General features: G+C 64.7%; 15 protein-coding genes. 11 read left to right on the forward strand and 4 right to left on the reverse strand.

The genetic code is table 11. The annotated features are described in order from the left end of the window. Positions 1-4: 4 nt before the first annotated feature. Positions 5-502 (reverse strand): cytochrome b, encoded by a 498-nt coding sequence (locus EAT49_RS20100; protein WP_123644102.1) that lies wholly within the window; start codon positions 500-502, stop codon positions 5-7. Positions 503-639: 137 nt separating this feature from the next. Between EAT49_RS20100 and EAT49_RS20105 the strand changes: the two genes are divergently transcribed. Together EAT49_RS20105 and EAT49_RS20110 are read left to right on the forward strand one after the other, a co-directional pair. Further along, positions 640-1,212: a TetR/AcrR family transcriptional regulator gene (locus EAT49_RS20105; protein ID WP_246003923.1), complete on the forward strand. Its 573-nt coding sequence runs from the start codon at positions 640-642 to the stop codon at positions 1,210-1,212. After that, positions 1,205-1,582 (forward strand): hypothetical protein, encoded by a 378-nt coding sequence (locus tag EAT49_RS20110; RefSeq protein ID WP_123644104.1) that lies wholly within the window; start codon positions 1,205-1,207, stop codon positions 1,580-1,582. The genes EAT49_RS20105 and EAT49_RS20110 overlap by 8 nt, the downstream gene beginning before the upstream one ends. Here EAT49_RS20110 and EAT49_RS20115 read toward each other — a convergent pair. After that, complete coding sequence (locus EAT49_RS20115; protein WP_123644105.1) at positions 1,561-1,974, reverse strand: RrF2 family transcriptional regulator; 414 nt, start codon at positions 1,972-1,974, stop codon at positions 1,561-1,563. The genes EAT49_RS20110 and EAT49_RS20115 overlap by 22 nt on opposite strands. Before the next feature lie 118 nt (positions 1,975-2,092). Between EAT49_RS20115 and EAT49_RS20120 the strand changes: the two genes are divergently transcribed. The 8 genes from EAT49_RS20120 to EAT49_RS20155 are packed head-to-tail and all read left to right on the forward strand — an operon-like array spanning position 2,093 to position 8,138. After that, positions 2,093-2,575, forward strand: coding sequence for a hemerythrin domain-containing protein (locus EAT49_RS20120; protein WP_246003924.1), 483 nt, complete (start codon positions 2,093-2,095; stop codon positions 2,573-2,575). 7 nt (positions 2,576-2,582) lie between these two features. After that, complete coding sequence (locus EAT49_RS20125; protein WP_123644106.1) at positions 2,583-3,116, forward strand: DUF2478 domain-containing protein; 534 nt, start codon at positions 2,583-2,585, stop codon at positions 3,114-3,116. Next, complete coding sequence (locus EAT49_RS20130) at positions 3,113-3,799, forward strand: 5-formyltetrahydrofolate cyclo-ligase (protein WP_246003926.1); 687 nt, start codon at positions 3,113-3,115, stop codon at positions 3,797-3,799. The genes EAT49_RS20125 and EAT49_RS20130 overlap by 4 nt, the downstream gene beginning before the upstream one ends. Beyond that, the gene (ubiT, locus tag EAT49_RS20135; protein ID WP_123644107.1) at positions 3,796-4,323 is read left to right on the forward strand and encodes a ubiquinone anaerobic biosynthesis accessory factor UbiT; all 528 of its coding nucleotides are present in this window, start codon (positions 3,796-3,798) and stop codon (positions 4,321-4,323) included. The genes EAT49_RS20130 and ubiT overlap by 4 nt, the downstream gene beginning before the upstream one ends. After that, positions 4,320-5,318, forward strand: a complete 999-nt coding sequence (gene ubiU, locus EAT49_RS20140) for a ubiquinone anaerobic biosynthesis protein UbiU (RefSeq protein ID WP_123644108.1) — start codon at positions 4,320-4,322, stop codon at positions 5,316-5,318. Before ubiT ends, ubiU begins: the two co-directional genes overlap by 4 nt. Positions 5,319-5,323: 5 nt before the next feature. Continuing rightward, positions 5,324-6,235: a ubiquinone anaerobic biosynthesis protein UbiV gene (ubiV, locus tag EAT49_RS20145; RefSeq protein WP_246003927.1), complete on the forward strand. Its 912-nt coding sequence runs from the start codon at positions 5,324-5,326 to the stop codon at positions 6,233-6,235. A 20-nt stretch (positions 6,236-6,255) separates the two neighbouring features. Then, the gene (locus EAT49_RS20150) at positions 6,256-7,461 is read left to right on the forward strand and encodes an NnrS family protein (RefSeq protein WP_123644110.1); all 1,206 of its coding nucleotides are present in this window, start codon (positions 6,256-6,258) and stop codon (positions 7,459-7,461) included. An 11-nt stretch (positions 7,462-7,472) separates the two neighbouring features. Continuing rightward, on the forward strand, positions 7,473-8,138 hold the full coding sequence (locus tag EAT49_RS20155; protein ID WP_123644111.1) for an NnrU family protein: 666 nt from the start codon (positions 7,473-7,475) through the stop codon (positions 8,136-8,138). Between the two features lie 3 nt (positions 8,139-8,141). On the opposite strand, the gene EAT49_RS20160 is transcribed toward EAT49_RS20155, so the two are convergent. Next, the gene (locus EAT49_RS20160; RefSeq protein WP_123644112.1) at positions 8,142-8,453 is read right to left on the reverse strand and encodes a carboxymuconolactone decarboxylase family protein; all 312 of its coding nucleotides are present in this window, start codon (positions 8,451-8,453) and stop codon (positions 8,142-8,144) included. Between the two features lie 11 nt (positions 8,454-8,464). After that, entirely contained in the window at positions 8,465-9,163 is a 699-nt protein-coding gene (locus tag EAT49_RS20165) for a cyclic nucleotide-binding domain-containing protein (RefSeq protein ID WP_123644113.1), read from the reverse strand. A 256-nt stretch (positions 9,164-9,419) separates the two neighbouring features. Between EAT49_RS20165 and EAT49_RS20170 the strand changes: the two genes are divergently transcribed. Next, positions 9,420-12,143 carry a nitrate/nitrite transporter gene (locus EAT49_RS20170; protein ID WP_109565320.1) on the forward strand — a complete coding sequence of 908 codons (2,724 nt, stop codon included), beginning with the start codon at positions 9,420-9,422 and terminating at the stop codon, positions 12,141-12,143. Positions 12,144-12,151: the final 8 nt, after the last annotated feature.

Below are 12,151 nucleotides of genomic sequence, written 5' to 3' on the forward strand. Positions count from 1 at the left end.
GGGTTCAGCCCTGCGCCCGGCGCATCCGCGCCAGCGTGTCGTCGCGCAGGATGAACTGGTGGTAGAGCGCGCCCATCACATGCAGCGCAACCAGCGCCAGCAGGATGACCTTCATCACGTCATGCCCCTGCGCCGCGGCCTCGACCCCGCCGAACCACGCGACAGACCCGCTGAGTGGCATCAGGATCATCAGCGCGTAAAGCCCGACATGGGTGAGCTTCGCGAGAATGCCTTGCACCTTGCTGGCCTCGATCGCCGGGGGCACGCCGCGCCGGGCGCGCAGGGTCAACCGCCACAGCGCGAAGATCATCACCAGCGCGCCGCCCGCCACATGGGCCAGCACGAGCGGGTCGAACCCAGCCTCCAGCCCATCTGTGATGTGGTCCCATGCGGCCGACATCGCGTCCTTGAAAAGATATTGCTGCGCGATCAGTGCGAAAATGAGCCAATGCAGCGCGATCTGAAGGCGGGAATAGCCGGCGGGGGCGGTCTTGGCGGGCATGGCGAGGATCCTTTCGGTCAGGGTGCGCGACCCGGATAGAGGTTGCGGTTGTCAACAGTATATGTTAGTGAGTTATAACTAACAAGAGGTGACTCGTGTCGGGCCGTCAAAGTGCTGAAGAGAGAAAGGCGCAGATCGTGGCCGAGGTTCTGCGGCTGGCCGATGAGATCGGACCCGACCGGCTGAGCACCACGGATGTCGCGCGTGCCATCGGCCTCAGTCAGCCTGCGATCTTCCGGCATTTCCCCACCAAGGGCGCGCTCTGGCTGGCGGTGGCCAAGGATATCGCTGACCGGTTGCAGAGTTACTGGGCTGCGGCCGAGGCAGGGGCCACCGGGCCGCAGGCGCGCCTGAAAGCGTTGATCGGTGCGCAACTGACGGCCATTGCTGAAACGCCTGCCCTGCCGTCGATCCTGTTCTCGCGCGAGTTACAGGTGGACAATCCAGCGCTGCGCGAGGTGTTTCGCAAGCTTCTAGGCGTGTTCCAGGGCCGACTTGTCGCCGCGATCAGGGAACTTCAGGCGGCGGGTCACCTGCGCCGGGACGTCATCCCAGAGGATGTCGCCATCCTGCTGACGTCGCTGGTGCAGGGTGTCGCCATCCGCTGGACACTCGGCGCCCGGGGCTTTGCGCTCGTGCCTGAGGGGTTGCGGCTGTTTGACGTGCAGATGGAACTTCTACGCGCAAAGGAGGGCGCTTGCGATGCCTAGAACCAGTCTGACGCGCCGCATAGCAGGCGGTGTTGCGATTGCCTTTGGCGTGCTGACCGTTTTCTCTGGTGGCCGAACATTGCTCGGATCAGCCGACATGGGGGCAGTCGTACCCTTCGTGCTGTGGTTCAATACTCTAGCCGGGCTTGCCTATGTCGTCGCGGGTCTCGGCCTGTGGCAGGGGCGGCGATGGGCCTGGCCCCTATCGTTCGCGATCTTCGCCGCAACGTTGCTGGTTTTCGCGGCGTTCGGCCTGCATGTCGCCCGAGGTGGAGCCTTCGAGATGCGTACCGTTTACGCCATGGCCCTGCGCAGCGCGGTCTGGGGCTGGATCGCGTGGGTGGCGCGTCAGGCGTTTTCCGGTCGGTAAACGCAATCGGCCAGGGTGCTGCGGTTGAGGTCGGCGACAAACGCCGCCTCGGCATGGGCTAGCCGCGCTTTCAACCGACATTGCGGGGTCAGGGTGCAGCTGTTGGTGCCGACCGCGAAGCATTCCACCAGAGCCTGATCGGCTTCAAGCAACGCCACCACATCGCCCAGGCGAATGTCCTCGGGCGCGCGGGCAAGCATGGCGCCGCCGCCGCCGCCGCGCCGGGTCTCGAGAAGACCTGCCGCGGCAAGTGCCGAGATCACCTTGGCCAGATGGTTGCGGGAGACACGGAATTCATCGGCGAGTTCCGACGTGGTGAAGGCCCGGTCGGGTGCGCCCGCCATCCGCATCAGAACGCGCAGGCCGTAATCGGTGAAGGAGGTGAGGCGCAAGGTCGCGATCCTGATTTGGTAGTTGAAATGCGCATTCACGAGCGGTATGCGTATCTCAAATACCAATTCGCTGCGGCCCACGCAAGGACCGGGCGACGCGCGAGGGAAAGGACCCGCAATGAAAGACCTCCCAGAAACGGACGTGCCTCAGGAGACCGGCGCGCTGATCGATCACATCCTGACGCGCTATCACGAGATGCATCGGGAGGATCTCGCCTCGCTCGTACTGCTCGCCGACCGGGTCGAGCGGGTGCACGCGGACGATCCCGAGGCGCCCACGGGGCTCGCCGCGGCCATCCGGACGCTCGCCGGGGAGATGGAGGATCACATGATGAAGGAGGAGATGATTTTGTTTCCGGCCATGCGCGCGGGCGGCGGGCCGGGCATCGAGCACCCCATCGCGGTAATGCGCGCCGACCATGACGATCACGCCGAAAACATCGCGCTAATCCGGCGGCTCACCTGCGATCTGACACCGCCCGAGCACGCCTGCGGCTCTTGGCGCTCGCTCTATGGCGGCCTGACGACGCTGTTCGACGACCTTGGTGCGCATATCGCGTTGGAAAACAACGTGCTGTTCCCGCGCTTCGAGCAGGCTTGAGGCGAAGATGCGGCTTGCGGGAGTGACAGTCGGGGGACGCGGCGGGACGGATCGTCTTATGGACGCGGTGGCTGACCGGCTAACGCAGGACGGCGTCCGGCTGGTGGGTGCGTTGCGCGCGGCCTCGCCCGATGCCGGATCGGGATCGTGCGACTGCGATCTCTGGCTTCTGCCCAACGGGCCGCGCTGGCGCATCACGCAGGATCTCGGACCCGGCGCCACCGCCTGCCGGATGGATGCGGGCGCCTTCGAGGAGGCCGTCGGGCTGGCGATGTCGCGGCTTCGGGCCGGCCGGGCAGACCTCGTGATCCTCAACAAGTTTGGCCTGAGCGAGGCAGAGGGGCGCGGCTTCCGCGCGCTGATCTCCGAGGCGCTTGCCCGCGGCGTTCCTGTCCTGACGGGTCTCTCCGAAACCCACAGGGCCGCGTTCGACCGCTATGCCGATGGCATGGCGACGATCCTCGCACCGACCGAGGCTGTAGTCATGGACTGGTGCAACGCCGCCGTCGCAACCGTGGCCGAGGAGGGCGTGACGCCATGAGCGGACAGGGGACTTACGCCTCGCCCCCCTGCATGGCGGCGGAGGTGGACCCGACCTATTTCGATCCGCTTGGCACGAATGCGCAGCAGGCGCGCGATGTCGCGCGCTGGCGCCGGGCCGAGCGGACAAGACTGGCCGGCCTTAGGGAGGGGCTGGGCCAGACAGGACGGGCGCAGGTGAGCAATTCCATCTGCGGTCATCTCGAAACGGTCCTCGCCGCGCGCGGGACCCTCCGGGAGACCGTGCTTGCCGGCTACTGGCCGATCCGAGGAGAGCCGGATCTGCGCCCGTTCCTGTCCGATCTTCACGCGGCGGGCGTCCGTATCGCGCTGCCGGTGGTGGAGACCCCCGCAGCGCCGCTCGTGTTCCGACGATGGACGCCGGGCATGCGTATGCTGCGCGGCCATTGGAACATCCCCGTTCCGCCGCCCGAGGCGGAGGTCCTGGTGCCCGATATCGCGCTTGTGCCCTGCCTCGGCTGGGAAGAGGGTTGTTACCGGCTCGGCTGGGGCGGCGGCTATTATGACCGGACACTTGCCGCGCTTTCGCCGCGGCCCGTCACCATCGGCATCGCGCTGGCGGCAGCCCGACTGACCACAATCTACCCGCAGCCCCATGACATTCCCCTCGACAGGATCGTGACGGAGAAGGGCGTATCGGGGGAGCGAAAGGACCCATCATGATCCCGACGAGCGAACCAACGGCCCGGTTGCGGCCCGGCGAAGGCGCGATCGCGCGGCTTGCCTGCCTTGTGCTGCAACCGGTCCTGACGCGCGTTGTCCGTCGGGTCGCGGCGCGGCACCCGTCTCTCTTCGCGCGGCTCGGACCGCACCAGGCGACTGACTTCCTGATCGATCCCGTGGAACTGCCCTTTGCGCTGCATCTCCGCCCCGACCCGCAGGCGCTCGTCTTCCGCGCCGTGCCGCGCGATACGGCGCCGCAGGTCGGGGCCACGATCCGCGGGCGGTTCTTGCTGCTTCTGGAACTGATCGACGCCGAGCAGGACGGCGATGCGGCCTTCTTCTCGCGCGATCTGGAAATCAGCGGGGACACCGAGGCCGTCGTTCGTCTTAGGAATGCGCTCGACGACATAGACGGCTCGCTGGCCGAGGAGGCGTCGGCGATGTTCGGGACACCCGGACGGACGGTTCTCGCACGGTTGCGGCGGGCCTATCCGGATGCCACCAAACCGAGGGAATACGCATGAGCCTTGCCGAACTGATCTGCCCCGCGGGCACCCCCGCCGCGCTGCGCACCGCCGTCGACGCGGGCGCCGATGCGGTCTATTGCGGCTTCCAGGATGCGACCAATGCGCGGAACTTCCCGGGGCTGAACTTCACCCCCGATGAACTGGCCGAGGCGGTGACCTATGCCCATGCGCGCGGCACCAAGGTGCTGCTGGCGCTGAATACCTATCCGCCTGCGGGCAAGGTCGATCTCTGGCGACATGCGGCGGACACCGGCGCGCGCTTGGGCGTTGATGCCTTCATCGTGGCCGACATGGGCGTGGCCGACTACATCGCCCGGATGTATCCGGGCGTCCGGCTGCACCTGTCGGTACAGGCCGCGGCCTCATCGCCCGAGGCGATCCGCTACTATTGCGAGAACTTCAGTGTAAAGCGTGTGGTCCTGCCGCGCATCCTGACAATCCCCGAGATCCGCCAGATCCGCCGCGAGATTCCCTGCGAGATCGAGACCTTTATCTTCGGCAATCACGGGCTGATGGTGGAAGGGCGATGCAGCCTGACCAATTACCTGACGGGTCAATCCACGAACATGGACGGGGTGTGCTCGCCCGCCTCAGATGTGGAATATGTGCGCGACGCTGACGGGTCGATGTCCTCGCAGCTCGCGGGTTTCACCATCGACCGGTTCGGGCCCGAGGAGAAGGCCGGCTATCCCACGATCTGCAAGGGCCGCTACGCCGCGCCCCATCGCCCCGAGGGCTACTACGCCTTCGAGGAACCGATCAGCCTGAATCTGTCGCGGCTCCTGCCCGAATTAATCGAGGCGGGCGTGCATGCTTTCAAGATCGAAGGGCGTCAGCGCTCGAAGAGCTATGTCCGCGGCGTTGTGCGTGCGTTCCGCGCAGCGGTGGATGACATCAAGGCCGGACGCGAGGCAAACATCGCCGACCTGATCGCCCTGACCGAGGGGCAGAAGCAGACCCAGGGCGCCTTCGAGACAAAGAAATGGCGGTGAATACCATGACGAAACTGACGCTCGGCCCGATCGCTTACCACTGGTCCGCGGATGCACGGCGTGACTTCTATGCCCGCATCGCGGATGAGGCGCCCGTCGACGAGGTTTATCTGGGCGAGGTGATTTGCTCCAAGCGCGCGCCCTTCCACCAGGCAGACCTGCCGGCCACGATCGAGCGGTTGGAGCGCGCAGGCAAGCGCGTGATCCTGTCAACGCTGGCCGAGGTGATGCTGAAACGCGAGCGCAAGGCAACCGAGGACATCGCCGAGATGGTCTCGCCCGAGATGGAGGTGAACAACGCCGCAGGGCTTTACGCGCGAGGTAAGCGTCCGCATCGGATCGGCCCCTTCATGAACGCCTACAACGACGCGACGATAGCCTGGATGGCCGGGCAGGGCGCGACCCATGTCTGCCTACCGGCCGAGATGCCGGCCCCGGCCATTGCAGCCGCGGCGCAGGCAGCAGTTGCGTTGGGCCTGGGTGTCGAGGTGCAGGTTTACGGCCGCGCGTCTCTGGCTGTGTCAGCGCGGTGCTATCACGCCCGCGCGCACGGCCACACCAAGGACAACTGCCAGTTCGTCTGTGAAGAAGACCCCGACGGCATGCCGCTCCGCACCCGCGACGACCGCCCGATCCTGCGGGTGAACGGCATCCAGACCCTGTCGGAAAGCTATGTCGACCTGCTCCCCGAAGTGGCCCGTCTGATTGCCGATGGCGTCACGCACCTGCGGCTGATGCCACAGGCGGTGGACATGGTCGCGGTGGCGCAGGTGTTTCGCGATGTGCTCGATGGGCGCGGGCCGACAGGCGAGGCCGATGCCCGCCTTGCGACGCTGAGCGGGGATGCGGGCCTGAGCAACGGTTTCTATCATGGCACGGCGGGCTACCGCCGCATTGCCGCCGCGGCGCCGGCCTGAGCGCGCAAGGGACGCCACAAATGACCTCGACCGCCGAACAGATGCGCGCCTGGACCGGACCCGCGATCCTGACCTACGGGTTCCGCCCGTTCTTTTTCGGTGCGGCGGTCTGGGCCGTGCTGGCGATGGTGTTTTGGGTGCCGATGCTGTCAGGGCACCTGATGTTGCCCACAGCCTTCGACCCCGTGTCATGGCACGCGCACGAGTTCCTCTACGGTTATCTCGGCGCCGTCGTCGCGGGCTTTCTGCTGACCGCGGTCCCCAACTGGACCGGGCGTTTGCCGATCGTCGGCTGGCGGCTCGGGATGCTCGCGGGCTTGTGGCTGATGGGCCGCGTGGCGGTCGCGATCTCGGGAAGCGTCCCTGCCGTGCTGGTTGCCTTGGCAGACCTTGCCTTTCAGGCTGTCTTTGCGCTTCTGATCGCGCGCGAGATCGCGGCGGGCAAGAACTGGCGCAACCTGATCGTGCTGGCGATGCTGGGGGTCTTCATCCTCGGCAACGCGCTGTTCCACTGGGAGGCGGCAAAGGGCGACTACGCGGCCCAGGGCTACGGCCTGCGGCTGGGTCTTGGCACGGGCATCATGATGATCGCCGTGATCGGCGGGCGGATCGTGCCCTCCTTCACCCGCAACTGGCTTGTCAAACGGCGCAGCACAGCCTTGCCCGTCCCGCCGATGCAGCCCTTCGACAAGGTGGCGCTGGCGGCTCTTCTGGTGGCGCTTGGGCTGTGGGTCGTGCTGCCTCTCGGGACGCCGACCGGGCTGGCCCTTGTGCTGGCAGGCGTGTTGCATGCACTGCGCCTGGCCCGCTGGGCCGGACACCGGACCTTTGCTGAACCGCTGGTGACGGTGCTTCATGCCGGCTACGCCTTCGTCCCACTGGGGGCTCTGGTATTGGCTGTGGAAATTCTTGCTCCGGGGTCGTTCGGAATGGCAGGCGCGCAACATTTCTGGATGGCTGGCGCAATCGGGCTGATGACGCTTGCCGTGATGACACGCGCCACGCTGGGTCATACAGGGCAGAACCTCACCGCCGGCGCGGGGACGGTTATAATCTACCTAGCCCTGATCCTGTCCGTATTCGCGCGGGTCGCTGGGGGCGTATGGCCCGAATTTTCCAGCCCGTTGCACACGGTGTCCGGGCTGTCGTGGATCGTCGCCTTCGGCAGCTTTGCGGTCATTTACGGCGGGCTTTTGCTACGTCTGCCCGCCGCCAAGCGGATCTGAGGCGCGCACCGATGGGATGGTTCGAGTTCGCCCTCGCCTATGTCGTGTTCTTCCTGTCGCATTCCTTGCCCGTGCGCCCGCCGTTGCGGCCTCGGCTTCAGGCTCGACTAGGCGCTTCCGGCTTCACACTGGCCTATTCTGTCCTGTCGCTGGCGGTACTTTCCTGGTTGATCGGGGCGGCGGGTCGCGCACCGCATGTTACCCTTTGGGATTGGGCCCTATGGCAGGTCCATGTCCCACTGACGGTCATGGGGCCGGTCTGCCTGATCCTCGCGCTGTCCATCGGCCGGCCCAACCCGTTCTCGTTCGGCGGGGCGCGCAACGATCTGTTCGATCCTGCACGGCCCGGAATCGTCCGCTTGTCGCGTCACCCGCTGCTTCTGGCGTTGGCGCTTTGGGCGGCGGCCCATGTCGTGCCCAACGGAGATCTGGCCCATGTGATCCTGTTCGGTACCTTCGCCGCCTTCGCGCTGCTGGGAGGCCGACTGATCGACCGGCGCAAACGCCGCGAGATGGGGCCAGAATGGCAACGGATGCTTGATCGCGGAGCGGAGGCGCCGCTCCTCTTGGCGTCCCTGTCGGGGGGCACTCTCCTACGGCTTGCGGCAGGCGTTGCGCTTTACGGGGCGCTGCTCTGGGCGCATCCATTGCTTTTTGGGGTCAGCCCGCTTCCCTGAACGTCAATCCTTGATGTCTTCGATCCAGGTCTTTGCGGCGACGGCACGAGGCAGGCCAAGCGGGCCGATGGCCAGCATCGCTACCTGCATGATCGCCTCAGCCTCAATGCCCTCCGATCTGGCACGCCGGGTGTGGGAATGGACCGCGCCTTCGGATCCGGCGCCAATCGCGAGTGCGAGTTTGACAAGGCGCTTTTCGCGGTCTTTCAGCGGGCCGCATTCGGCTGTAGCCTTGCCCAAGGCAGCATAGGCCTTCCAGACATCGGGGTGTTCCTCGGCGAGATCTCCGGCGGCGCCGGGCATGGATTTGGTCATCTGTCAGTCCCTCAAGTTGAAAAGTCATCAATCAGTGGATTTGGTCTCGCAAAGCGCTCAAGATCCGCCTGACTGTCGATGGTGATGCGAGTGCCGGTCACGGTCACCCCGTAGGGCTGCAGGCCTTTGAAGGCGCGGCTGAGATTTTCAGGTGTCATGCCCAGCACAGAGGCCAGGCGCCGCTTCTCGAAGTCCAACTCGAACGCAGCCCCACCGCCGGCGTGCCTTTGTTGCCTGAGCAGGTAATTCGCGAGCCGCTCGAGCGACGTTCTGAGTTTCAGGTCTTTTTGCGCCTTGATGACCGAGCGATAGCACTGCGCCAGTTCAGTGACGATCGCACGGGCAAAGTTGCCGTCGGCGTCGAAGATCGCGCGAACGTCCTGGCTGGGGATCAGCGCGATCCGGCTTTTCTCCAACGTGCGGGCCGACATCAGGTAGGGCGCATCCTTAATGGTCGCCGCTAGAATGAAGGTCGAGATCGGGCGGACGGTCGCCATGCTGGTCTCTCGGCCATTCCAGGTCGAAAACAGATCGACCGAGCCCGAAACGACGATATGAAGAAAATCGCTCGGTTCTCCTTCAGTGATCAATTCGATCTGTGCAGGAAAATTCTGCACATAGGCGCCCCGCATCAAGGATGTGAAATTATCATCCGCCATATGTGCAAAGAGATCGAGCTTTCGAATTTCCCGGTATTCGGAATCGGGCACGTCGTTCTCCCTCCCACATCGCGCGCTTAACAATTGTCACCAAATCAATTGATATATGTCAACCGGTCGGTTGACCTTCGCGACCGCAGCCTTGATCTGCGACCGCGCACCGGATGACAAATTTCTGTAAGCCATTTATTTCGTTATCCTTTTCCAGGTTTTGTGATCTAGATCAAGTCACGAGCGTCGCCGTCGCGTCAGGTCTGGCAGTGATCCCCTCACAGGGGTGAACCGCTATTCTTGCCGGAGACCCGCCATGCAGACCGTAGCCACAGCCTCACGCGCCGATCAGACACGCGCCCTGAGCCTGAGCACGATCGCCTTCACCGCCTGTTTCGCGGTCTGGACGATCTTTTCCATCATCGGTGTCGCCATCAAGGCCGAGCTTGGCCTGAATGACACACAGTTCGGCCTGCTGGTCGCCACCCCGATCCTGACCGGATCGGTCACCCGCCTGTTTCTCGGCGTCTGGACCGAAAAATACGGCGGGCGGCTGGTGTTCTCGAGCCAGATGATCCTGACGGCGCTGGCCACATGGGCGCTAACGCTCGCAGACAGCTACATCATGTATCTGATCGCGGCCCTTGGCATCGGCCTCGCGGGCGGATCGTTCATCATCGGCGTCGCCTATGTCAGCCGCTGGTATGACGCCGGCCACCAAGGGACCGCGCTGGGTATCTTCGGTGCGGGCAACGTCGGCGCCGCGGTCACCAAGTTCGTCGCTCCCTTCGTCATGGTCGCCTATGGCTGGCATGGCGTGGCCTATGTCTGGGCGGCGGGGCTCGCCATCATCGGCGTGCTGTTCTTCCTGCTCGCCAAGGACGACCCTGAGCTGGTCGAGCGCCGCAAGACCGGCACCAAGGCACCGACACTGGCGCAGCAATTCGCGCCATTGAAGAACCTCCAGGTCTGGCGCTTTTCGCTCTACTATTTCTTCGTGTTCGGTGCCTTCGTCGCGCTGGCGCTGTGGATGCCGCACTACCTGATCGACGTCTACGGCATCGATGTGCGCTTCGCTGGGATGGCGGCGGCGTCCTTCAGCCTTTCAGCCTCGTTGTTCCGCGCCTATGGCGGCGTGCTGTCGGACAAGTTTGGCGCGCGGAGGGTCATGTACTGGACCTTCGGCTTTTCCCTGCTGTTCCTGTTCATGCTGAGCTACCCGCCCACGGATTACGTCATCCAGGGCAAGGACGGTGCCATCGCCTTCTCGACACAAATGGGTCTTTGGCCCTTCATCGTCACGCTCTTCGCTCTGGGCTTCTTCATGAGCCTCGGCAAGGCGGCAGTCTTCAAGCACATCCCGGTCTACTACCCCAAACATGTGGGCGCCGTCGGCGGTCTTGTTGGCATGATCGGGGGCCTTGGCGGTTTTGTCCTGCCGATCGCCTTCGGCGCTCTCCTCGATCTCACGGGCATCTACACGTCATGCTTTGCGCTGCTCTTCGGGCTGGTCGCTATCGCTCTGACCTGGATGCACCTGTCGATCCGCGCGATGGAGCGCGCTGCGCATGGTGAAGTGCTCGACCAGTTGCCGCAACTGCCCGAGATGCAGGACATTCACCACCCCGAACGCACCGCCATGCCGCGCGTGCTGGAGGACTGGCGGCCGGAGGACCAACAATTCTGGGCCGAAAAGGGCCGTGCCGTTGCACGCCGGAACCTGTGGATCTCGATCCCGGCGCTTCTGCTGGCCTTCTCGGTCTGGATGGTGTGGTCGGTGGTCGTGGCTCGCTTGCCCGCCATCGGGTTCGACTTCACCCCGGGACAGCTGTTCTGGCTGGCGGCCTTGCCGGGCCTGTCGGGCGCAACGCTCCGCATCTTCTACAGCTTCATGGTGCCGATCTTCGGTGGGCGGCTGTGGACGACGCTGTCGACCGCTTCGCTGCTGCTGCCCGCCATGGGCATCGGATATGCGGTGCAGAACCCCGACACGCCTTACCTGATTTTCCTCGTCCTGGCCCTTCTGTGCGGCTTTGGCGGCGGCAACTTCGCCTCGTCGATGGCCAATATCGGCTATTTCTTCCCGAAGGCCGAAAAGGGCAACGCACTGGCGCTGAACGCGGGGCTGGGGAACCTCGGCGTGTCGGTCATGCAGTTCCTCGTGCCCATCGTCATCACGGCGGGTGTCTTCGGGGCACTTGGCGGGCAACCGCAGACCATGTCCGACGGCGGTCAGCTGTGGATGCAGAACGCAGGCTTCGTCTGGGTGCCCTTCATCCTCGCAGCGACCATAGCGGCCTGGTTGGGCATGAACGACATCGCAGATGCACGCGCCAGCTTTGCCGACCAGGCAGTGATCTTCGGACGCAAGCAGAACTGGTTGATGTGCATCCTCTACACCGGCACCTTCGGCAGCTTCATCGGCTACTCGGCGGGTTTCCCTCTGCTGACGCGCCTGGCCTTTCCCGAAGTGAACGCACTCAACTACGTGTTCCTTGGGCCGCTCGTGGGGGCGCTGAGCCGCGCTGCCACCGGCTGGATCTCGGACAAGTTCGGGGGCGGTCGCGTGACCTTCTGGACTTTCGCCCTGATGATCGTCGCCACCTTCGGTGTGATCAGCTTCCTTGGATTGGGCTCCTTCGTCGGCTTCTTCGCCTGCTTCATGGCGCTCTTCTTCCTGACCGGTGTCGGCAACGCGTCGACCTTCCAGATGATCCCGGTGATCATGGGTCGCGAAATTCCGCGCCTGATGCCGCACTTGGGTGCTGAAGAGCGCAAGCGTCAGATCGCGATGGAGTCCGGCGCGATCGTGGCCTTCACCTCGGCCATCGCGGCTTACGGCGCCTTCTTCATCCCCAAGGCCTACGGGACATCAATCGCGATGACCGGGTCTGCCGTTGGGGCGCTGTGGGGTTTCCTGATCTTCTACGTGATCTGCGTCGTCATCACCTGGGTGGTCTACACGCGCCCCGGCGGCCTTCTCCACGACATCGAACATGGCCGCACGCCGCAGGGCACCGCAGCCCAGCCCGCTGAATGATTCAGTTG

Origin of the sequence: Histidinibacterium lentulum, assembly GCF_003789055.1 — a bacterium.
Classification (GTDB): domain Bacteria; phylum Pseudomonadota; class Alphaproteobacteria; order Rhodobacterales; family Rhodobacteraceae; genus Oceanicola; species Oceanicola lentulus.

Bases quoted from the DNA above. Each gene is read 5' to 3' on its own strand.
- EAT49_RS20100 (WP_123644102.1), bottom strand. From the start codon at position 502: ATGCCCGCCAAGACCGCCCCCGCCGGCTATTCCCGCCTTCAGATCGCG.
- EAT49_RS20110 (WP_123644104.1), top strand. From the start codon at position 1,205: ATGCCTAGAACCAGTCTGACGCGCCGCATAGCAGGCGGTGTTGCGATT.
- EAT49_RS20120 (WP_246003924.1), top strand. From the start codon at position 2,093: ATGAAAGACCTCCCAGAAACGGACGTGCCTCAGGAGACCGGCGCGCTG.
- EAT49_RS20125 (WP_123644106.1), top strand. From the start codon at position 2,583: ATGCGGCTTGCGGGAGTGACAGTCGGGGGACGCGGCGGGACGGATCGT.
- EAT49_RS20130 (WP_246003926.1), top strand. From the start codon at position 3,113: ATGAGCGGACAGGGGACTTACGCCTCGCCCCCCTGCATGGCGGCGGAG.
- ubiT (WP_123644107.1), top strand. From the start codon at position 3,796: ATGATCCCGACGAGCGAACCAACGGCCCGGTTGCGGCCCGGCGAAGGC.
- ubiU (WP_123644108.1), top strand. From the start codon at position 4,320: ATGAGCCTTGCCGAACTGATCTGCCCCGCGGGCACCCCCGCCGCGCTG.
- ubiV (WP_246003927.1), top strand. From the start codon at position 5,324: ATGACGAAACTGACGCTCGGCCCGATCGCTTACCACTGGTCCGCGGAT.
- EAT49_RS20150 (WP_123644110.1), top strand. From the start codon at position 6,256: ATGACCTCGACCGCCGAACAGATGCGCGCCTGGACCGGACCCGCGATC.
- EAT49_RS20155 (WP_123644111.1), top strand. From the start codon at position 7,473: ATGGGATGGTTCGAGTTCGCCCTCGCCTATGTCGTGTTCTTCCTGTCG.
- EAT49_RS20160 (WP_123644112.1), bottom strand. From the start codon at position 8,453: ATGACCAAATCCATGCCCGGCGCCGCCGGAGATCTCGCCGAGGAACAC.
- EAT49_RS20170 (WP_109565320.1), top strand. From the start codon at position 9,420: ATGCAGACCGTAGCCACAGCCTCACGCGCCGATCAGACACGCGCCCTG.